The following is an 18997-nucleotide window of genomic DNA, read 5'->3' as shown; positions in this document are numbered from 1 at the left end:
GGTGCGGAATTGTTCGAGGGACAGCCTACGGTCCGCTGGCCGGACGAGGTACGGGACGCTGCTCCGGCGCGGCCGGCAGCTCCCCGCAGCGCCCCTCGTGCTCGTACCCCTGGGGGCAGCGGGACCGGTCGGGCAGCAGTAGGTCACAGAAAACCCGGTGCCGGTTGTTCTGATCGTCGGCGTTGGAGACGGTGGTCTCGCCGGCGTCCAACTCGGGCAGGAAGCCCAGGGACACCGCGACCCGACCGGCCAGCACGGTCGCCGCCGCCAGATTCGGCACCCGGATCGGCAGGTGGATGACGAAGCCCGGCTCGTCGTCCTCGCGGGTCCGCTCGGCGGGCTGGCTCGGCATCCGGGCCGTCTCCGCCGGCTCCGGCGTCCGGCGGTACGACCGTTCGTTGATCGGCTGGTTGGTGACCTGCCCGCCGGCGTCGACCACGGACCCGAGCCGGCGGGGCCGGTCGTTCGTCGGGAACTGGGTGCGAGGGATGTTGTCCGCGTCGCGCATGCACTGCCTCCGGTCGTACCTCTCGGACCATGCTTCCGGCCCGGACCCATTCGTCCGTTCCGGCCCCCGCACCGGGACGAAGGTAGGTCTGTCGCCGCGGTCCCGCCAACAGGACGCGCACAAGAAGCCACCAACAGTCACATATGCGACACACCGCAGGTCGGGGGCCCGACACCGAAACCGACGCGGGTACCGCTCACCGGATCGCTGGGCCGCTCGACAGGCAGGGGCGACACCGATCCGGTCATCGACCGCTACCCTTCCGGTCGGACGGTCGCGCAGCGCCCGGCCGCCCGCTCGATCACGCTCGGCGCCAGGGGTGGCGGCGGGCGCCGCACCCCTGGGGGAACGACATGACCCACCCGCCCAGCGGCGACCAGGCCGGTACACCCGCTCAGCCACCGGCACACCCGGATCCCGCCGGTCAGCCCGGTGCGCCGATCATCCCCAGCCAGCCGACCCCCGCTGCACCGCCCGGGCAGCTCGCTCTCCCCGCCTCCCCCGCCCAGCCGGCACTCTCCGCCGCCCCCACCTCACCGGCTTTCCCGGGGCAGCCCGGCGGCCCCAGCCAGCCGGCCTTCCCGGGGCAGCTCGGCGGCGCCGGGCAGCCGGAAGGGCCTGGTGGCCCCACCTCGGCCACCGCACCGACGCAGCCGGGTAGCCCGAACCCCTCGTCGATCCCCGCGGCACCGCCGGCCTATCCGCCCTATCCGGGCACGGCCGAGCCGAAGAAGAAGCGTGGTCTGCTGATCGCGGCGATCGCCCTGGTCGTGATCATGGTGCTCTGCGTGGGGGGCGGCGTGGTGGCCTTCCTGACCCTGCGCGATGCCGAGACCGGCGAGGGCGCCAAGGAGCCGGCGGTCGCCGTCGACGAGTTCCTCACCGCTGTCTACAAGGATCGCGACGCGACAAAGGCGGCCGGTCGCGTCTGCGCCGCTTCCCGCGACGACGACAAGATCGCTGCGAAGGTTGCCGAGGTGGAGAAGTACGCCTCCACCTACCAGAACCCGCGCTTCCGGTGGACCACCCCGAAGGTGGACAACCAGACCGGGGAACGGGCCACCGTCTCCACCCGGCTCACCATGACCACCGCCGACGAGAAGGTGGCCGACCAGGAGTTGCGCTTCACTGTGGTGCAGAAGACGGGTTGGTGGGTCTGCGAGGTCGCCTGACCGGCCAGCCTGGATAGGCTCGACGGGTGTGTGCAGCTGAGCGTCCGATCGACCCGGCCGGTACCGGGTGGCCCGCCCGTCTCCACGTGGTGACCGGCAAGGGCGGCACCGGTAAGACCAGCGTGGCGGCGGCGCTGGCCCTCGCGCTCGCCGCCGGCGGCCGGCGCACCCTGCTGGTCGAGGTCGAGGGGCGGCAGGGCATCGCCCAACTGTTCGGCATCGAGCCGCTGCCCTACGAGGAGCGGCACCTCGCCGATGCGCCGGACGGCGGTGAGGTGCGCGCGCTCGCGGTGGACGCCGAGGAGGCGCTGCTCGAGTACCTGGACATGTTCTACAAACTGGGCGCGGCGGGCCGGGCACTGCGCAAGCTCGGCGCCATCGACTTCGCCACCACCATCGCGCCCGGCCTGCGGGACGTCCTCCTCACCGGCAAGGTGAAGGAGGCCACCACCCGCACCACCGGGCAGCGGCGCGCGTACGACGCGGTGGTGCTGGACGCCCCGCCGACCGGGCGGATCGGCCGGTTCCTCAACGTGACGGCGGAGACCGCCCGGCTGGCCAAGGTGGGCCCGATCAAGACCCAGAGCGAGGGGGTCGCCGCGTTGCTGCGGTCCCCGATGACCGCGGTGCACGTGGTCACGCTGCTGGAGGAGATGCCGATCCAGGAGACGGTCGACGCGATCGCCGACCTGACCGCCCTCGGCTTCGGCGTCGGGAAGGTGCTCGTCAACGGAGTCCGGCCGCCGCTGCCCGCCGGAGCGGCGGTCACCGCCGCGGAGTTGAAGCGCGGGCTGGTCGCCGCCGGGCTGCCGGCCGATCGGGACATTGTGGCCGGATTGCACGATGAGGCACGTGATCAGCTCATCCGGCGTGAACTGGAAGATTCGCTCCGCGCCGACCTGGTGGAGTTGGGGCTGCCGATGATCGAGCTGCCGTTGCTGCCCGACGGGGTTGATCGGGCGGGGCTCGCGACCCTGGCCCAGACCCTCGTCCGCGCCGAATGACTCACACCTGAGCGCAGCACGGGCGCGCGGACCCACCGGCCCGATACGCTCGATTGGTGCCTTCCGAAGACGCGGCGCCGCAGCTGGACGTCGACCAGATCCTCGCCGACCCAGGCGTGCGGATCGTCGTGTGCTGCGGTGCCGGCGGAGTGGGAAAGACGACCACGGCCGCGGCGCTGGCGCTGCGGGCCGCCGAGCACCACGGCCGGCGCACTGTGGTGCTCACCATCGACCCGGCCCGCCGGCTGGCCCAGTCGCTGGGCCTGACCGAGCTGGACAACACCCCCCGCCAGGTCAAGGGGATCGACGTCGAGAGCAGCGGCGGCGAGTTGCACGCCATGATGCTCGACATGAAGCGCACCTTCGACGACGTGGTGTTGCAGCACACCGACCCGACGAAGGCCGCGGAGATCTTCGCGAACCCGTTCTACCAGGCGATGAGCTCGACCTTCGCCGGCACGCAGGAATACATGGCGATGGAGAAGCTGGGCCAGTTGCACGCCCGGGGCGAATGGGACCTGATCGTGGTGGACACTCCACCGTCCCGCTCGGCACTGGACTTCCTGGACGCGCCGGCTCGGCTCTCCCGTTTCCTTGACGGCCGGATGCTGCGGCTGCTGCTGGCCCCGGCGCGCAGCGGCGGTCGGAGCATGTTCAGCCTGGTCACGGCCTCGTTCGGGATGTTCTCGAAGGTGGTGCAGAAGGTGCTCGGCGCGCAGCTGCTCACCGACCTGTCCGGCTTCGTGGCGGCACTGGATTCGATGTTCGGTGGTTTCCGGCAGCGCGCCGAGCAGACGTACCGCATCCTGCAGGCGCGGGAGACGGCCTTTCTGCTGGTCGCGACGCCGGAGCCGGACGCGGTCCGGGAGGCCGCCTATTTCGCGGGCCGGCTGCGGGACGAGCGGATGCCGCTGGCCGGCCTGGTGCTCAACCGGGTACACCGCCCGGCGGTCCCGGAGCTGGACGCCGAGCAGAGCCGGGTCGCCGCCGAGCGGCTGACCCAGCTGGGTGGGCATGAGGCCACCGCCGACGTGCTGCGGGCGCACGCGGCGTTGGCTCGCCAGGCGGTACGCGAGCAGCAGGTCGCCGCGCGCTTCACCGAGGCGTTCCCTGCCGTGCCGGCGGTTTCGGTCACGGCGCAGCCCGCCGACGTGCACGACGTCGACGGGCTACGGACGATCGGCGCGGCGATCAGCCGGCCGTGACCGGCGTCAGTTGGCCGCGCTGACGAGAATCTTGTCCTTGCCGGCCTTGTCCTTGCTGTTCTTCTTCATCGCGGCCTCGAACATCTTGCGCCAGCTCGTCACCTGCGGGTGACGACGCAGTAGCGCCCGCCGTTCGCGTTCGGTCATGCCGCCCCACACACCGAACTCGATCCGGTTGTCCAGCGCGTCGGCCAGGCACTCGTACCGAACTGGGCAGCTCCGGCAGATCCGCTTCGCCACGTTCTGTTCGGCGCCCTGTACGAACAACGCGTCCGGGTCCCCGTTCTGACATGCCGCCAGCGACGGCCAGTCAGTGATCATGCCCATGTGTACACGTCCCCCCTTGCAGTACCTACCGACCTCGTCGATGCACGCCAGCCGGCAATTCCCCCCGATCGCCCGGCCTGCCTTCCCCAAGGCGGCGCGGACGACATGTGGCGCTGTCGCCGCCCCCATCATGCTCTGTAGTCGACTGATTACGCAACGTTGTCGACGAAATCCATCATTCCGGACACTCCCGGCTTCCCGGGCGTTCGACCGCCGGTTACCCCGCCGAGGTCAGCGATAACGCTGCGCCGCCTCACTGAATCGGAGGAGACTCACGCCAGGTCACACGCAACCAAGCACCGGGGGTCGTGCGTTTAGCACAACGAGGGCAGCGCACGCAGGAAATGGGGAAAGAACGCCCCAGCGCCCCTCGTTCCCTACTCGCGTACCCTGTCGAGGTGACCTGGATGCGGAAACGTGACCACAATGTGCTGACCAACGCCGCATCGCTAGCCGTGTGTGGCCTGCTGGCCGGCGTGGTGGTCGCTGCGGCGGCCTTCCCCGCGGTAGCGATGTCCGGCTTGGCCGCAAAGGCCGGCGCCGAGACATTCGGTGCCCTGCCCACGGAGCTGACGGTGGCCCGCGCGCCACAGATCAGCTACCTGCTGGCATCGGACGGCAAGACACCGCTCGCGACGATGTACGACGAGAACCGGCGTGACGTGAAGCTCGCCGACATCTCGCCGTTCATGCAGAAGGCCATCATCGCGGCCGAGGACCATGACTTCTACAAGCACAACGGCGTCGACATCAACGGTGTCGCCCGCGCGTTCGTCAACAACCAGAGCGAAGGCTCCGGCCGGCAGGGCGCGTCGACGCTGACCATGCAGTACGTCCGACTGGCCATCGCCTACTCGGCCACCCACCCGGCGGACGTCGTCGCGGCGACCGAGGACACCAGCGCCCGCAAGCTGCGCGAGATGCGGCTGGCCCTCCAGGTCGACAAGGAGTTCTCCAAGGACGAGATCCTCACCCGCTACCTCAACCTGGCCTCGTTCGGCAACGGCGCGTACGGCATCTACGCCGCCAGCCAGGTCTACTTCGGTAAGTCGCCGAGCAAGCTGAAGATCGAGGAAGCGGCGTTGCTGGCCGGCATGGTCAAGGCGCCGACGACGAACGACCCGACCACCGAGGCGGGTTACCCGCTCGCACTGGATCGTCGCAACTACGTCATCCAGAACATGGTCGACATCAAAGCCATCACCCAGCAGGAGGCGGACGCCGCCAAGGCGACCAAGCTGGTGGTGAAGGACAAGCGCACCCCGAACGGCTGCGTCGCCGCCAACGTCAACGAGTGGGGCTTCTTCTGCGACTACTTCTACCGCTGGTGGATGGAGCAGGAGACGTTCGGCTCGACCACGTACGACCGGGAGCGGCGGCTGAAGAGCGGCGGCTACACCGTCGTCACCTCGATCGACGTCCAGGCGCAGCGCGGCGCGGACAAGGCGGTCCGTAAGGCCAAGAGCGTGAACAGCAAGGAAGCGGCAATGGTCGCGGTGGTCGAGCCGGGTACCGGCCGGGTGCGGGCGCTCGCGGTCAACCGGCAGTTCAAGCTCGACGACCCGAAGAACCCGAAGAACAAGCTCTCCAGCGACCCCGCGAAGAGTAAGAAGAAGATCCGGGGCAACTACCCGGCGACGGTCAACCCGCTGCTCACCGGCGGCAACGGCATCACCGGTTACCAGGCCGGCTCGACCTTCAAGATCTTCAGCATCGTCGCCGCCCTGGAGAAGGGCATTCCGCTCAGCTACACCTTCAACGCGCCGCAGCAGTTCAAGTCGGAATACATCATCGACAGCAGCAGCCCGGCGGCCTGCAAGGGCACCCACTTCTACTGCCCGACCAACTCCGGTCTCAAGCCCGGCGGCGTGCAGAACATGTGGAGCGCGTTCGCCCAGTCGGTCAACACCTACTTCGTCCCACTGCAGCAGCAGGTCGGTGCGGAGAACGTGGTCGACGCCGCCCGGCGGGCCGGCATCCAGTTCCGGGCGAGCAACGACGCCAAGTTCGCCGCGACCAAGAACGATGCCCACCAGTGGGGCGCCTTCACCCTTGGTGTCTCCTCCACCACCCCACTCGACCTGGCCAACGCGTACGCGACCCTGGCGGCCGACGGCAAGTACTGCGAGCCGATCCCGGTGCAGGAGATCCGGGACCCGGAGGGCAACAAGCTGGACATCGCCAACCCGCGCTGCGAGAAGCGGTTCAGCACCGAGGTGGCCCGGGCCGCCGTGGACGCCGCCCGTTGCCCGGTGGGCGACAACTCCAGAACCAGCAAGTGCGGTGGCAACCGTACGGCCGCCGTCGTGAAGGGCATCGTCGACGCGCCGGTGGCCGGCAAGTCCGGCACCACCGACTCGGAGAAGACGGCCGCCCTGGTCGCCATGACCAAGCAGTACTCGGTGGCCGGCATCATGGCCGACCCGGACTGGCCGCAGACGAACGTCAAGATGAAGCACTCCCAGAAGGACGGCATCAACCCGCCGGTGTACGAGACCCTGCGGGATGCCATGAAGGGCAAACCGCGGATCCAGTTCGAGCCTCCGGGCCAGAAGATCTCCGAGGGTGACCAGCGCAGCATCCCCGACGTGAAGTGCGTTTCGGTGGATCAGGCGAAGTCCCGGCTCAAGGGCGCCGGCTTCGAGCCTGTTGTCTCCAGCGCCAAGGTGCCGTCGTCCTGCAAGGCGGGCGACGCGGCCGGCACCAGCCCGGACGGACGGACGATCAAGGGTGGCGTGGTCACCATCCAGGTCAGCAGCGGCGGCGGTACGCCGGGCAACACCAACGGCACTCCGGGCGGCCAGCCCGGCAACCAACCCGGCCGACCAGGCAACGGCCGTCCGAACGGCTGAGCCGACGAGTAGGACACAACGGGCGGGCACCCTCCTCGGGTGCCCGCCCGTTTCGTCTGTCCGGACCAGCGAGCGGCGGCGCACGTCCTGAGCGCCGCTGACCCCGCTGGGTCAGAGACCGAGCTGTCGGCGTACCTCGGCGGCCACCCGGCCACCCTCGGCCTGGCCCGCCACCGCGGCCTGTGCCGCCTTCATCGCCGGGCCCATCTGGGTCTTTCCGGTAAAGCCGCCCGCGGCGAGCGCCCCCGACACCAGCTCGGTCAGCTCGGCGTCCGAGAGCTGCTTGGGCAGGTAGCGGTCCAGCACCTCACCCTCGGCGCTCTCCTTCGCTGCCTGCTCGGCGCGCCCGGCGTCGGCGAAGGCGGTGGCCGCCTCCCGACGCTTCTTGGCTTCCTTGGTCAGCACCGCGAGCACCTCGTCATCGGTGAGCTCGCGCTTGGCCTTGCCGGCGACCTCGGCGGTGCCGACGGCGGCCAGGGCCATCCGCAGCGTGGAGGTGGTCAGCTCGTCGCGCGCCTTGAGCGCGGAACGCATGTCGGCAGTGAGGCGGTCCTTCAGCGTGCTCATGGACGGTCAAACTACCCTGAACGCCATGCGAAAGCGCACACTATTCCGGCTCGCCGCCGGAACCGCCACGATCGGCGCGGCCACCCTCGCGTACGCGTCGCTCGTCGAGCGCAACATGTTCACCCTGCGGCGGTACGACGTGCCGGTGCTCCCGGCCGACGCGGAGCCGCTGCGCGTGCTGCACCTGTCGGACCTGCACATGATGCCCGACCAGGCGCGCAAGCAGCGCTGGGTGGCATCGCTGGCCGCCCTCGACCCCGACCTGGTGGTGGTCACCGGCGACAACATGGCGCACCCTGGCGCGGTGCCCGGGGTGCTGCGGGCCCTGCAACCACTGCTGGACTACCCGGGCGCGTTCGTGTTCGGCTCCAACGACTACACCGGGCCGGTGCTGAAGAACCCCTTCACCTACTTCCTGCCCGACCGGGAGTACACCGAGGGCGTCGAGCTGCCCTACGAGGAGCTGCGTCAGGTCTTCACCGGCGCCGGCTGGGCGGACCTCAACAACGCCCGGACCATGCTGAAGGCCGGTGGCCGACAGCTCGATCTGGTCGGCGTCGACGACCCGCACATCGACCGGGACGACTACCCCTCCGTGGCCGGCGCGGTGTCGTCCTCGGCGGACCTCTCCATCGCGCTGACCCACTCACCCGAACCACGGGTGCTCGACCAGATGGCGGCGGACGGCTTCGGGCTGCTGCTGGCCGGGCACACCCACGGTGGTCAGGTCTGCGTACCCGGCTTCGGGGCGCTGGTGACCAACTGTGGCCTGCCCCGCTCGATGGCGCGCGGCCTGCACCGGTGGCCGGGCTCGGACTCCTGGCTGCACGTCTCCGCCGGCCTCGGCACCCACCCGACTGCCCCGATCCGCTTCGCCTGCCCCCCGGAGGCCAGCATCCTGACCCTCATCCCCCGCTGACCGCCGGTTGGTCGCCACCCCGCCGCCACCCCGCCGCCGCTCCGCTTCAAGATTCGCTTCAAGATTCGCGAACCATCCGGGATGTTGCTGCCTCGGCGCGTCGCGAGGCGGCAACATCCCGGAAGTTGTGCGGATCTTGGCCACCCCGGGCACGGTCGGGGCGGCGGGGGTACCGAGTTTGACCATCGGGGCGGGTGGGCTACTATTTGTCGGCACGCCTCGGGGTGTGGCGCAGCTTGGTAGCGCGCTTCGTTCGGGACGAAGAGGTCGTCGGTTCGAATCCGGCCACCCCGACCAGAGGTAACAGCAGGTCAAGGCCCCTCCACGGAGGGGTCTTGATTCGTTTTCAGGGCTCATCGCTCATCCTGAGGCAGCGAGAAGGCAGCGAATGACGCGAGCACCCTGCGATCCCGGTCGCGGGTCGAGTGCGTGTAGCGGTCCAGAGTCGTGGACGTCTGCTCGTGTCCCATCACCTTCGCGACGTCATTGATCGGCACGCCATCGGAGACGAGCCAGGTCGCATACGAGTGCCGCAGGTCGTGAAACCGGAGCGCGACGGGCAGCCCGGCCCGTTGCAGCGAAGGCTTCCAGATCCGCGCCCGGAAGGTGCCGCGCTTGAGCGGTTCGCCGGTCCGGGCAACGAAGATCAGATCTTCGGCGCCGGTCTCGAAGGACTGCTGGTGGTCGGCCAGCGCCTGGACCACGAAGGGCGGCAGCGGCACAGTTCGCCGGCCAGCTCGTGACTTCGGATAGGGCTTGAGCGTGACGTGTCCTGACACCTCCTCCGCGACCCGCACCACCCGGAGCGCGCCCGCGGCCAGGTCCACGGCATCCCAGCGGAGTCCCGCGCACTCGCCCCAGCGGATGCCGGTGCCGGCCGCGACGGCGACCAGGGCGCGATACCGGTCCGGGACGGCGGGGAGAAGCCTGTCGAACAGATCCGCGCGGGAGATGACCAGTTCGTCGGTGTCCATGCGCCGCCGGGGCGGGAGACGGACGCCCTCGCAGGGGTTGAAGCCGATGAGCCGGTCACGAACCGCCGACCGAAGCACCCCTGACGTGAGCCGGTAGCACTCGCGCACCGTAGCCGGCGACAGCCGCTCCCCCAGCTTGGTCACCCACTCCTGCACGGCCGAGTGTTCGATCTTCGCCAACGGCACCGCACCCCAACGCGGCACGACGTGGTTTCGCATGATGGAGGCATCGCGGGCAGCAGTCGCCTTCTCGTCGTTGCGATTGCTCAGCCAGCGTTGCGCGTAGTCAGCGAAGCGGAGCCGGCCGGCATCGGGAGCGACGTACGTTCCGCGGTTGAGCGCCGACTCGACTTCGGCCAGGAAGGCGTTGGCCTCCTTCTTGGTGCGGAACGTCTTTGATCGCTGCTGGCCAGCCGGATCACGCCAGCACGCCCGGTGACGCCCAACGGGAGTCTTACGAACGAAGCCCATCAGGCCCACCCCTCCGATGCTCGGTTGTCCTGCTCGTCGGCCTCGTTGAGCCAGTCGTGGAATCGCTTCTTGGGGATAACCCAGCGCCCGCCGAGCTTGCGGGCGGGTATCTCTCCCTCGCGGACCAGGGCGTAGGTGCTGCCCAGGGAGAGCGAGAGCAGGCGGGCGACCTCGCGGACGGAGTAGACGGCGCGGGTGTCACTAGTGCGCAGGATCCGACCGGGCAGATCCGGACGGGTGGCGGTGGGGATGGTGGCGCGTTCCATTGCTCCTCCGGTCAGGATGTGGGGTGGTCGACGGTGGTCGGGGCGGCGGTGGCAGCGCGGTCTCTCGCGGCTAGGAGCGCGGCCTTCCATTGCGCCCGTTGCGACAGGGCACGTAGGAGCCGGTGTTGCAGGGGTGGGATGTCGGGGTCGTCGGGGCGGGCCATTTCCCAGGCGTAGGCGGTGGGTTGGTCCGGGCCGGCGGGGTCGGAGCCGTCGGCGCCGGTGGTGATGCCGAGGAGGTTGCGGACCCAGGCGCGAGCGTCGGCGCGGTGATCGGCCAAGGTCTTTCCGGACCAGTCGCGGGAAACCAGGATGCGGCGCCCACCGATGCCGAGGGTGGCACGTTGGTGGACCTTGCCTTTGCAGCGTCCCGCTTGCAGCCGTCCGTGTGCCTTCTTCGGTTGGATGCCGTAGAGCAGCCAGTTGGCGCACCGCTCGTTGCACGGCGTCACCCGCAGTTGGTGCCACAGCCGGTCAAGGTGGTCCCGCTGCCGGTCGGTGTCGGTCTTGTGGCAGTCGGCGGCGCTCTTGGTGATGTACTTCGTGATGTAGCCGATGGTGCGGTCGGCGTGCACGGTTCCGGGGGTGACGCCTTCGGCGTGGACCTGCCGCCCGAAGCGCACGACGTGGACGGGTTCGGCGTCGGGGTCGGGGTCGATCAGGTCCAGGGCGTCAGCCCAGGACGGCAGCGGCTGGGCGGTGTCAGGGTCGACCCACTCCCCGCGGTCGTTATCCCAGAGGGGCAGCCGGTCGAGGGAGTACACGGGTTCGTCAGCGGGTGGCCACCACACCTGGTGGTAGGTGGCGGCGGCGACCTGCCGCAGCACCGCGCGGGGGATGGTTCCTCGGATGGCGAAGTGCGCGTGCGGCGCCAGGCGGCGTTGGGGCTCGACGCACCCGGCATATTGGACGTTCCAGCCAGCGCACCGCCTAAGGTTCTGCCAGAACCGGTCGAGGAGCCGGGCGAAGTGCACCGCATCCCAGGCGGCCCGCCGGTAGTCGTAGCTGTCCGGGTCGACCGGTGTCCCATCGGGCCGAACTCGACCGTAGCTGTCGAGGGTGAGCGACAGCCACATCGACGGGCGGTGTTCGGTGCCGTCGGGAGCGGTGTAGACCTTGCCGAGGGTGCGTCGTTCTACCTTCTTGCGGGGTAGGTCGGGGGCGTCCTGGCGACGTTTGGTGGACCGCTTGCGCCGGGCGCCGTCAGAGTCGTCATCGTCGTGAGGTGGGGCGACTTGCCCGCGTAGCCCTTCGGCGGCGATGGCTTCCTCTACCTCCGCGATGGCGTGGTCGATGCCGGGTACCTGGTCAAACTGCGCGGCGCGTTGGGCCTCATCGCGGGCGAATTCCAGGTGTGCGCGCAGCAGGATCAGCTCCCGCTGTGCATCGGTGGCGGGGTCAGGCGCGGGGGCGGGTTCGTCGGTGCGGTGCCAACCTTCGCGGATCTGGGTCTGGCGCAGCCGACGGGCGCGTTTGGCGCACGGCTCGCACTTGTCTTCCCGGGTGGAGCCGCAGGGCAGGTCGATGACTTCGGTTTGGCCGGTGTGCAGGTCGGTGCGGCGCAGGGTGACCGGGCGCAGACAGACGCCGTACTCGGCGGCCATCTCGGTGAGCACCTGACGGGACATGGGCAGAGCGAGGCGGGCGGCACGGGACCCGCTCGCCGGCGGGACAGCCGGGGCGGGGGTGGGTTCGGTGGTGGCGTCGGGGGCGAGGCCGGGCAGGGTCGGGGCGGTCAACGGGTCACCTCCGGGAGGTCGAACAGGGCGGGTTGGGTGTCACCGATTGGAGTGGTGCGGGTCGGGCCGGCGGTGCTGGCCCAGCGGTGGGCGGCAGCGGTGTGGCGTTCGCAGGTGGTTTCGGCGCGGTAGCGGCCGGTGCCGGGTTGGCCGGCTTCGATCAGGGCGGTGGCTGGCCCACCGCAGCGGGCGCAGTAGGTGGGCCAGCCGGTAGCCATGGCGGTCAGTGGCCGCATCCGGGGCAGTGCAGGCCGGGGCAGCAGCGACCCGAGCGGCGCAGTAGCAGGGCGATGACGATCAGGACCAGGACGACGCCCGCGAGAGCGGGAAACGCAGCCCGGATCGCTTGGACGAGCTGCGCGGCGAGGTAGCCGACAGCGGCGAGGGCGCCCACGGCCGGGAGGACGACGGCTGCGGCGACTCGACCCCGGTTGACCCTGCGGGCCGGGGCGGGCGTGGGTCGGTTGGTGTCGAGGAACCGCACCGTGACCGTCACCCGGGAGTCGCCGGGGAGCAGGCGCGGTTCGCTCATCGAGAGCAGCCGGTTGGAGTCGCGGACCAGGGCGACGGTCGCGGCGACTTCGGTGGGGGTGCCGACGATCCGGCGAGCGACGACGGCGGGGCGGCGAGTTTGGACGCGGGCGAGCTGGGTGCGGGTCATCGGGTCACCTCCGAGGTGAAGACGTGGCCGTTGCGGGGCGACTGGACGACGGAGGACACCAGCGCGGGGCGCAGCACCGGCGTCGGGGTGGGCATCGGTGCGGTCGGGACCACGGCGGCCGGAGTCGGATCGGCGGGCATGTCGACCGGGGCGATGTCGGCCGGTTCCTCTGCTGCGACTGACGTGGGCCGGGTCGGAGCCGGAGCCGGGTCGGTGGGCTTGCCGCTGAGGATGAGCTTGGACAGGGCGAGGAACGCCAGCGCTGGGACCGAGGACAGCAGCCGCGACGAGAAACTGTCGTTGGCGACGGCGATCTGCGCGGCAAGGGACAGCGCCACGGCGGCGATCAGGATCGCCAGCGGGTAGAGCACGGAGGCTTGCGAGTCGTGGCGGCGACGTCGGCGGATGACCAGCAGCGCGGCGGCCGGGGTCAGTTCGGAAATGACGGCGTTGGACCAGCCGAACCAGTCCCCGGTGCCGGCGGGGGCGTGGAGCATGGTCCAGTCCTTGACGTGGGTGAACGACGCGGCGCCGGCCATCCCGCCCACGGCCAGGAGGATGAGGACCAAGGCGACGGCTTCCAACCGATCGGCGTTCAGGACGCGGCGCATTCGGTCACCTCCGACTCGGACGCGGTCGGCGGAGTAGGGCGGAGCCAGGCGAGCAGGTTGCGGATGTAGATGGCGCCGTAGGCGAAGCAGGAGACGAGGAAGCCCCACTGCTCGGTGGTGATGGAGTAGGCCAGCCACAGGAGTTGAGCGGCGAGGCCGACGGCCCAGCCGGTCCAGGAGCGCTTACCGGCGAGGTAGAGGCCGGTGACGCCGACGGCCATCAGGAGCCAGGACCACAGCTGAGGGTTCATGCGGCCCACCCCCACGCTTCGGCGTCGTCGGCGGCGATCTCGGCGTGCCGGGCGAGCGCGGCGGCGAAGATCGCGTCGGTAGCGGTGTCGGGAGCGCAGTAGGGGCACTGCTGGTCGGGGTCGGTGTGGGCGAGATCGAGGCAGGTCCGGCGGATGGGCCGGCGGTTGAGTCGACGGGTACGCATCGCGCAAGCTCCAAGCAGGGCAGGGGGTCAGCGGTGGGTGGGGGTGATGTGCACGCGGATCCACTCCGGTGGCTCACCGGTCGAGGCCACGGCTTCCGAGAGGCAGCGCCACAGCGCCCACGCCTCAGCCGGGGTGAGGTACATGCGGCGGCGGCCGGAGCCGACCGCGATGTACAGGTCGGCGTCGGGGGTGACCCGGACCGTGACCGGCACCGTGGCCTTGTCAACGTGCGGGGCGCGCAGCCGGTAGAAGCGACGCTGCTCCGGCGTCTGCTCGTCAGGTTCGTCGGCGTAAGGCATCCGCACCGGGACGTCCTCGGGCAGCTCGGTCATCGGGGGTCACCGCCGTTCGGGGTGGTGTTGAGGTCCAGGGCGTTGAGCAGCGACGGCGGCAGCAGCGGCGCGGAAGCCTGGCGGGGTGGGGTTGGCCGGTAGGTGTGCCGCCCGTTGCCGTTGGAGCGGGCCGGCTTCACCGGGGCCGGGGACTCGACGGGTTCCGGCGACATCTCAGGCGACGCGGGGAACGTCGCGGCCATGTCCCGGATCACGTCATCGGCGATGTAGGAGAACCGGACCCGGGCGGGTTCCGGCTGGCCGTCAAGCAGGACGTAGGCCACGCCCTTGGCCGAGAGCGGGATCTGATCCGCCAGTGCTCCCCGGTCCCTGGCGCCGTCACCAAGCAGGAGATCAACGTGGCCGCGTTCGGTGAGGCCGAGGGCGATGCGGGTCGGGAACAGATCGCGGACCGAGACGACTTCCTTGCGGGGGTCTTGGGTCGCGGCGACGACCAGGACGCCGAGCCCGGCACCCTGCGACAGCAGTAGCCCCAAGCTCTGGGCGATCCGGTTGCGGATGTCGCTGTCGGGCAGGTACGCCAGCAAGGCGGCGATCTCGTCAATCACGATGACGATCAGGGGCTCATCCACCGTTGGTGTGTGCACCCGAACCTTGCCCCGCAGCAGCCGTTGCCGAGCGCGCATCCGGGTCACGGCGTCGTCGAGCATGTCCGCCATGCGGGTCCAGTCGTCGTCTACGTAGCGGGAGAACAACGGCCGTCCGATGGACAGCTCCATGCCGCCCTTCGGGTCGATCGCCCACACCCTCACGAGGCCCGACCGGATGCCGGCGGCGAGCGCGCGAAGCAGGGACCAGATGACCGAGCCCTTGCCCATCCGGGTTGCCCCGCCGACCAGGACGTGGGTCGCCAGGAGTCGTAGGCAGTAGACGGCCAGGTCTTCGCGCAGCCCGAGCGGTAAGGCGGTGAAGTCCGGGCGGGCTGGCACGGGCAGCGGCGCCACGATGCGGGTCAGCGGGTCCCGGCGGATGAACACCAGCCACACGTGCCGAGGCCGATCCCGGAACCGGATCGCATCGACCCGGCGCAGCAGCCAGGCCAGGCGACCCGAGCGCACGGGCGGTGCCTGCCGGCGGCCGGAGAACACGCGGCAGTGCCGGGTGCCGAACGAGTACGCCAGGTCCCGGGCCGCCTTGTGATACGCCTCCGGGTTCTGCCCCCGAGGCATCCGCAGCACCACTTCATCCGTGGCATAGGAGCAGCGCACCGCCAGCAGGTCGGGGACCTTCTCGCCACCGTCGTACTTCTTCACCAGCCCGCACAGCGTCATCGCCTCGTGCCACTGACGCCGGTAGACCCACAGCCGCCGCCACACCGTGACCGCACGCAAAACAACCAGGCGGTGGAACGAGTCCCGACCACGCCAGAACCAGACACCGCCCGCAGCGGCGAGGACGAGCAGGACCAGAAGGTGAGGCCACCAGCCGCGCGACTGCTGAACGTCGACGGCGACCAAGACCAGGGCGACGCTCGGCCAGGCACGCCAGTGGCGCAGCGCCCAGATTCCGAGGCGCACCACCGCCACGGCGAGGCGGACCAGAAGGAACGCGATCGTGACCGTCCAGACCAAGGGCCACGGGGTAGCCACCTGGAGGCGGCGGAAGTTGACCAGCGGGGCGCGCATCACGCCACCGCCTTACGGGCGCTGTGCTGCTCGGTCCACGCCTCCGCGCAAACCTTGTGCACCGGCTTGCCCGCAGGGCTGCGGCAGATCGCCGGCTTCCCGCAGATCACACACGGGACCGGCGCGCCGGCACTACCGCCGCGAGTCCAGTCCAAGGAAATTGGCATGATGAACCTGCCCTTCCAGGCCGAGAGGGTTGAGAGGGCAGCGGGGCGGTCAGGCCGTAGGAAGCGGACCGCCCCGCGCCACGAAAGGGATCAAGCAACCTTGCCGCGCGACTCGGCCAGGGTCTTCGGCGCCGTCAGCGCGGTCGCCCGGTAGGAGTAGGCCAGCCGGCCGTTGCTGCCGACGTACGGCGTCACCATCAGGTTCTCGAACTCCACCGGCTGGAACGGACCCACCGGCGGCACCGGCTGTACATCCGCCAGAACCTTGATCGACACCTCACGCGAACGAGAACCCAACTCCGGGTCCATGTCCATCACCCGGCACTGCCACACCCGCTGACCCGTCAGCTTGTCCTTACTCGGCGTCCGCGCTCGGGTCTTCTCATCGAAGTCCTGCGCCTCCGCGATCGAGTCCGGCACCAACACACAGCCGTGCGGGAAAACCGCCTCGAACGGAACCGAGAACCGAGTACCACCCCTGAGGGCCATGTCGATCTCCTTCGCTGCTGCGACTTGACCGGCGCTCCGGTCTCTGTGATGCATCTAACCTAACAACTGATATGGATGACAGTCAACTGTTAGGTCATCAGTTCTCGCGGAGCGCAAGCGAGCAGTCAGGGCACCGCTCATCTGTTAGGCCGCTGGTAGCCTGCAAGCGGTACGCGACGCCAACCACAGGGAGCACCGCGATGACCTCTCCGCAGGGCCGCACCGAGCGGCCGGAGGCCCGGCATCAGCAGGTGGCTCGAAACATCCGCAACGAGATTGAGGCGGGTCGACTGGTGCACGGCACCGCCCTGCCGTCGACCAGGAAGCTTGCGGACGAGTGGGGCGTCAGCGTCTTCACCATCACCGAAGCCATGAAGGTGCTGGCCGATGAAGGGCTCGTCATCAACGAGTCCCGCTCGAAGCGGGTGGTACACGCGCCAGACCAGCTGCGCCGCAGCGAGGTACGCCCGGAGCGTCCGCGAGTTTTGTTGATCGGTGGCTACGCAGGTAGCGGCAAGACCGAGTTGGGCCGCATCCTGGCGCGCGAAACGGGGTGGCCGATGCTCGACAAGGACACTCTGACTCGGCCAGTAGTTGAGGCAGCGCTGGATACGCTGGGACTATCGCCGAACGATCGCGAGTCGCAGACGTACCTGACCACTATCCGCCCGCGCGAGTACGAAGCCCTGCAAGACGCGGCTAGTGAGAACGTGCAGTGCGGTAACAGCGTCGTTGTGACAGCGCCCTTCATTCGAGAGTTCGGCGATCCCGCATGGATGGCTCGCACACGTGCGTTCTACGAGGCGGCGAACGCCGCTGTCACCGTGGTCTGGGTGTACTGCGATGCCGACACGATGCTGACTTACGTACGTCGGCGCGGCGCTGCCCGCGATGGGTTCAAACTTGCCGACTGGCCGGCGTACGTGGGCTCCATCAACCTTGACTTCCGTCCGGTGGACGCTCACTTGGTGGTAGACAACTGCGCTTCGAGCCGTCCCTTGCAGGAGCAGGCCAAGGAATTGGTAAAGGGGATCCTCGCGGGCGAGGGCTTGTGACGCGGGGTGTGATCCTCTACGGACCACCAGCGGCCGGCAAGGACACCGTGACCGCTGCGTTGCGCGACCTCGACCCCCGGTACGTCCTGTTCGAGCGGCTGAAGGTGGGACCGGGCCGCACGAGGGGCTATCGCATGGCCGATGCGACGACGCTCGACCAGTTGCGCCTTGCCGGCGATGTCGTTTGGGAGAACCATCGATACGGCGCGCGGTACGTGGTCGACCGTCCGTTCCTGGCGCAGCGGCTGTCGGCCGCGGTGCCTGTCGTGCACCTTGGGCAACGCGAAGCTGTCGCGGCTGTTACGAGGGCTGTCCCCGATGCCAGCTGGTGGGTGGTCTACCTCTGGTGTCCCCGTGACGTGGCTGAGCGGAGGATCCTGGCGCGGCAGACCGGCGACGCGGACGCGCGTCTGCGGGCATGGGATGACACCGAACCTCTACCCGATGCGGATCTCATCATCGACACCGCAGAGGTGTCGCCGCATGCCGCAGCTGAGCGGATCCACCGTCACGTCCTGGCCGATGGTCGATGGACCGTGCCGAACGCCTGACGGAGCAGTTCGAGTAGACCGTGACCATCCTGGATCGTCGCGTCGGGGGTCAGTTCGGGGTCCGGTGGCTCACGGTCCGTGCGGGGCGAACGCAGCAGAATAGCGGCTTGAGCAGCAGCGCGGCGGGCGCAGGCGATGTCCCGGTGCAGGCTGTCACCGATGAACCAGCAGTCTCCGATAGGTACGCCAACGGCGTCAGCTGCCAGAAGGGCCAGCTGCGGGTTGGGTTTACGGGGGCCGGCTTCGTCGCTGTAGAACTCGGCGGTGAACAGGTCGGACAGGCCGGTGGTGGCGAGGTAGTCGCGGTGGGCGGCGCCGCACAGGGTGTTGCTGACCACGGCCAGGGGGAGCCCGGCGTCGGCAGCGGCGCGCAGTGCCTCCGGGACGCCGGGACGTACCTCCCATTCGGCCCGCCATGTCCAGGCGTATGCCAGTGCGGTGGCTTCCCGCTCGACCGCGTCTCGGGCTGACCGAGGCCAGGTGGGGGAGACAAAGTTAGCCCACACCTGCGCGTGCGGAATTTCGATCGGGTTGGCGGTCTTGCCCACCTCATCGCGCCACAGCGCGTATGCCCGTGCGCCCTGGCTCAGATCAGCGGCGATCTGCTCATCGGATACCGCGCCTTTCACGATCCGGGCGAACTGGCGAACCAGCTCGGGCGGGGCCGAAGGCTGCGGAGGGGCGTCAACCAGGACGCCGCCGAAGTCCAGCAGGAGTGCGCGAGGCGTACGAAGCATGGGGCCATCCTTCACTAGCGAAGAGAAGCGGTGAAGGAGCAGTGATCTAGGGCTTGGTGAGCCGGCAGGATCTCGATGTGAGCGGGTCGGGGCGCCGGAGCGTTGAGTGGCCTCGTCGCGGCTGTTTCAGTCGACTGCGCCGGAGCGTGGCCGGGCGGCACGTCGCGGCCGGTGGAAAGCTCGATTGGGTGAGTTGCGTCGCGCTGGCCTTGGTCGCTCGGAGTTGCCTGTGATCTGTTGCCGAATTGGCCTGTACTAGATCAAGGCGCTCCGCGCGGCGCGGGCCGGGGCGCGGTAACCGGCTCCT

Annotated in this window: 21 protein-coding genes, 1 tRNA gene and 1 pseudogene; 8 read left to right on the top strand and 15 right to left on the bottom strand. The window is 69.6% G+C overall.

Annotation, left to right across the window (positions count from 1 at the left end; translation table 11 throughout):
* Nucleotides 1–25: 25 nt before the first annotated feature.
* Nucleotides 26–508: a hypothetical protein gene (locus MED15_RS05990; protein ID WP_112726034.1), complete on the bottom strand. Its 483-nt coding sequence runs from the start codon at nt 506–508 to the stop codon at nt 26–28.
* Between the two features lie 602 nt (nt 509–1110).
* On the opposite strand from MED15_RS05990, the pseudogene MED15_RS05985 reads away from it, so the two are divergent.
* The 3 genes and pseudogenes from MED15_RS05985 to bagB form a co-directional block, all read left to right on the top strand.
* Nucleotides 1111–1680: pseudogene (locus MED15_RS05985) on the top strand (Rv0361 family membrane protein); the annotation flags it as partial.
* Nucleotides 1681–1706: 26 nt separating this feature from the next.
* Nucleotides 1707–2684, top strand: a complete 978-nt coding sequence (bagA, locus tag MED15_RS05980; RefSeq protein WP_112588553.1) for an ATPase BagA — start codon at nt 1707–1709, stop codon at nt 2682–2684.
* A 53-nt stretch (nt 2685–2737) separates the two neighbouring features.
* Complete coding sequence (bagB, locus tag MED15_RS05975) at nt 2738–3889, top strand: ArsA family ATPase (protein WP_091403361.1); 1152 nt, start codon at nt 2738–2740, stop codon at nt 3887–3889.
* A 6-nt stretch (nt 3890–3895) separates the two neighbouring features.
* On the opposite strand, the gene MED15_RS05970 is transcribed toward bagB, so the two are convergent.
* On the bottom strand, nt 3896–4216 hold the full coding sequence (locus MED15_RS05970; RefSeq protein WP_030328078.1) for a WhiB family transcriptional regulator: 321 nt from the start codon (nt 4214–4216) through the stop codon (nt 3896–3898).
* A 407-nt stretch (nt 4217–4623) separates the two neighbouring features.
* On the opposite strand from MED15_RS05970, the gene MED15_RS05965 reads away from it, so the two are divergent.
* Nucleotides 4624–7068, top strand: coding sequence for a penicillin-binding protein (locus tag MED15_RS05965; protein ID WP_112604886.1), 2445 nt, complete (start codon nt 4624–4626; stop codon nt 7066–7068).
* A gap of 111 nt (nt 7069–7179) precedes the next feature.
* On the opposite strand, the gene MED15_RS05960 is transcribed toward MED15_RS05965, so the two are convergent.
* The gene (locus tag MED15_RS05960; RefSeq protein WP_112726035.1) at nt 7180–7635 is read right to left on the bottom strand and encodes a GatB/YqeY domain-containing protein; all 456 of its coding nucleotides are present in this window, start codon (nt 7633–7635) and stop codon (nt 7180–7182) included.
* 25 nt (nt 7636–7660) lie between these two features.
* On the opposite strand from MED15_RS05960, the gene MED15_RS05955 reads away from it, so the two are divergent.
* Nucleotides 7661–8554, top strand: coding sequence for a metallophosphoesterase (locus tag MED15_RS05955; RefSeq protein ID WP_091403364.1), 894 nt, complete (start codon nt 7661–7663; stop codon nt 8552–8554).
* Between the two features lie 220 nt (nt 8555–8774).
* Nucleotides 8775–8851: transfer RNA gene (locus MED15_RS05950), tRNA-Pro, on the top strand.
* A 56-nt stretch (nt 8852–8907) separates the two neighbouring features.
* Here the strand turns inward: MED15_RS05950 and MED15_RS05945 are convergent.
* From MED15_RS05945 to MED15_RS05895, 11 genes are all read right to left on the bottom strand, one after another.
* On the bottom strand, nt 8908–9999 hold the full coding sequence (locus MED15_RS05945) for a tyrosine-type recombinase/integrase (RefSeq protein ID WP_112735039.1): 1092 nt from the start codon (nt 9997–9999) through the stop codon (nt 8908–8910).
* Nucleotides 9999–10265, bottom strand: a complete 267-nt coding sequence (locus MED15_RS05940; protein ID WP_112734980.1) for a helix-turn-helix domain-containing protein — start codon at nt 10263–10265, stop codon at nt 9999–10001. The genes MED15_RS05945 and MED15_RS05940 overlap by 1 nt, the downstream gene beginning before the upstream one ends.
* A gap of 11 nt (nt 10266–10276) precedes the next feature.
* Nucleotides 10277–12004, bottom strand: coding sequence for a replication initiator (locus tag MED15_RS05935; protein ID WP_112734979.1), 1728 nt, complete (start codon nt 12002–12004; stop codon nt 10277–10279).
* A complete protein-coding gene (locus MED15_RS05930; protein ID WP_146766692.1) occupies nt 12001–12240 on the bottom strand; it encodes a hypothetical protein in 240 nt (79 codons plus the stop codon). Before MED15_RS05930 ends, MED15_RS05935 begins: the two co-directional genes overlap by 4 nt.
* Nucleotides 12228–12665, bottom strand: a complete 438-nt coding sequence (locus MED15_RS05925) for a hypothetical protein (protein ID WP_112734977.1) — start codon at nt 12663–12665, stop codon at nt 12228–12230. The genes MED15_RS05930 and MED15_RS05925 overlap by 13 nt, the downstream gene beginning before the upstream one ends.
* Nucleotides 12662–13276, bottom strand: coding sequence for a hypothetical protein (locus MED15_RS05920; RefSeq protein WP_112734976.1), 615 nt, complete (start codon nt 13274–13276; stop codon nt 12662–12664). Before MED15_RS05920 ends, MED15_RS05925 begins: the two co-directional genes overlap by 4 nt.
* Entirely contained in the window at nt 13261–13527 is a 267-nt protein-coding gene (locus MED15_RS05915) for a hypothetical protein (protein WP_112734975.1), read from the bottom strand. Before MED15_RS05915 ends, MED15_RS05920 begins: the two co-directional genes overlap by 16 nt.
* Nucleotides 13524–13712, bottom strand: coding sequence for a hypothetical protein (locus MED15_RS05910; RefSeq protein ID WP_112734974.1), 189 nt, complete (start codon nt 13710–13712; stop codon nt 13524–13526). The genes MED15_RS05915 and MED15_RS05910 overlap by 4 nt, the downstream gene beginning before the upstream one ends.
* Nucleotides 13713–13739: 27 nt before the next feature.
* Nucleotides 13740–14045, bottom strand: a complete 306-nt coding sequence (locus tag MED15_RS05905; protein ID WP_112734973.1) for a spread protein — start codon at nt 14043–14045, stop codon at nt 13740–13742.
* Nucleotides 14042–15691 carry an FtsK/SpoIIIE domain-containing protein gene (locus MED15_RS05900; protein ID WP_244220394.1) on the bottom strand — a complete coding sequence of 550 codons (1650 nt, stop codon included), beginning with the start codon at nt 15689–15691 and terminating at the stop codon, nt 14042–14044. The genes MED15_RS05905 and MED15_RS05900 overlap by 4 nt, the downstream gene beginning before the upstream one ends.
* A gap of 257 nt (nt 15692–15948) precedes the next feature.
* Nucleotides 15949–16347: a transcriptional regulator gene (locus MED15_RS05895; protein WP_112734971.1), complete on the bottom strand. Its 399-nt coding sequence runs from the start codon at nt 16345–16347 to the stop codon at nt 15949–15951.
* Nucleotides 16348–16547: 200 nt separating this feature from the next.
* Between MED15_RS05895 and MED15_RS05890 the strand changes: the two genes are divergently transcribed.
* Both MED15_RS05890 and MED15_RS05885 read left to right on the top strand, forming a co-directional pair.
* A complete protein-coding gene (locus tag MED15_RS05890; protein ID WP_112734970.1) occupies nt 16548–17402 on the top strand; it encodes an AAA family ATPase in 855 nt (284 codons plus the stop codon).
* Between the two features lie 47 nt (nt 17403–17449).
* A complete protein-coding gene (locus tag MED15_RS05885; RefSeq protein ID WP_244220389.1) occupies nt 17450–17953 on the top strand; it encodes a P-loop NTPase family protein in 504 nt (167 codons plus the stop codon).
* Here MED15_RS05885 and MED15_RS05880 read toward each other — a convergent pair.
* Nucleotides 17911–18690, bottom strand: coding sequence for an HAD family hydrolase (locus MED15_RS05880; protein ID WP_112734968.1), 780 nt, complete (start codon nt 18688–18690; stop codon nt 17911–17913). The genes MED15_RS05885 and MED15_RS05880 overlap by 43 nt on opposite strands.
* Nucleotides 18691–18997 lie beyond the last annotated feature (307 nt).

The sequence above is a fragment of the Micromonospora noduli genome, assembly GCF_003264475.1.
GTDB lineage: Bacteria > Actinomycetota > Actinomycetes > Mycobacteriales > Micromonosporaceae > Micromonospora > Micromonospora noduli.
The sequence above is the reverse complement of the archived record's forward strand: the minus strand, read 5'-3'. Positions and strand labels throughout refer to the sequence as shown.

What these genes read in the sequence shown, in the direction of transcription:
- MED15_RS05915 (WP_112734975.1), bottom strand. Translation starts at nt 13,527, where the DNA reads ATGAACCCTCAGCTGTGGTCCTGGCTCCTGATGGCCGTCGGCGTCACC.
- MED15_RS05965 (WP_112604886.1), top strand. Translation starts at nt 4,624, where the DNA reads ATGCGGAAACGTGACCACAATGTGCTGACCAACGCCGCATCGCTAGCC.
- MED15_RS05895 (WP_112734971.1), bottom strand. Translation starts at nt 16,347, where the DNA reads ATGGCCCTCAGGGGTGGTACTCGGTTCTCGGTTCCGTTCGAGGCGGTT.
- MED15_RS05900 (WP_244220394.1), bottom strand. Translation starts at nt 15,691, where the DNA reads ATGCGCGCCCCGCTGGTCAACTTCCGCCGCCTCCAGGTGGCTACCCCG.
- MED15_RS05925 (WP_112734977.1), bottom strand. Translation starts at nt 12,665, where the DNA reads ATGACCCGCACCCAGCTCGCCCGCGTCCAAACTCGCCGCCCCGCCGTC.
- MED15_RS05880 (WP_112734968.1), bottom strand. Translation starts at nt 18,690, where the DNA reads ATGCTTCGTACGCCTCGCGCACTCCTGCTGGACTTCGGCGGCGTCCTG.
- MED15_RS05930 (WP_146766692.1), bottom strand. Translation starts at nt 12,240, where the DNA reads ATGCGGCCACTGACCGCCATGGCTACCGGCTGGCCCACCTACTGCGCC.
- MED15_RS05920 (WP_112734976.1), bottom strand. Translation starts at nt 13,276, where the DNA reads ATGCGCCGCGTCCTGAACGCCGATCGGTTGGAAGCCGTCGCCTTGGTC.
- MED15_RS05890 (WP_112734970.1), top strand. Translation starts at nt 16,548, where the DNA reads ATGACCTCTCCGCAGGGCCGCACCGAGCGGCCGGAGGCCCGGCATCAG.
- MED15_RS05940 (WP_112734980.1), bottom strand. Translation starts at nt 10,265, where the DNA reads ATGGAACGCGCCACCATCCCCACCGCCACCCGTCCGGATCTGCCCGGT.
- MED15_RS05910 (WP_112734974.1), bottom strand. Translation starts at nt 13,712, where the DNA reads ATGCGTACCCGTCGACTCAACCGCCGGCCCATCCGCCGGACCTGCCTC.
- MED15_RS05955 (WP_091403364.1), top strand. Translation starts at nt 7,661, where the DNA reads ATGCGAAAGCGCACACTATTCCGGCTCGCCGCCGGAACCGCCACGATC.
- MED15_RS05960 (WP_112726035.1), bottom strand. Translation starts at nt 7,635, where the DNA reads ATGAGCACGCTGAAGGACCGCCTCACTGCCGACATGCGTTCCGCGCTC.
- MED15_RS05945 (WP_112735039.1), bottom strand. Translation starts at nt 9,999, where the DNA reads ATGGGCTTCGTTCGTAAGACTCCCGTTGGGCGTCACCGGGCGTGCTGG.
- MED15_RS05990 (WP_112726034.1), bottom strand. Translation starts at nt 508, where the DNA reads ATGCGCGACGCGGACAACATCCCTCGCACCCAGTTCCCGACGAACGAC.
- MED15_RS05905 (WP_112734973.1), bottom strand. Translation starts at nt 14,045, where the DNA reads ATGACCGAGCTGCCCGAGGACGTCCCGGTGCGGATGCCTTACGCCGAC.
- MED15_RS05970 (WP_030328078.1), bottom strand. Translation starts at nt 4,216, where the DNA reads ATGGGCATGATCACTGACTGGCCGTCGCTGGCGGCATGTCAGAACGGG.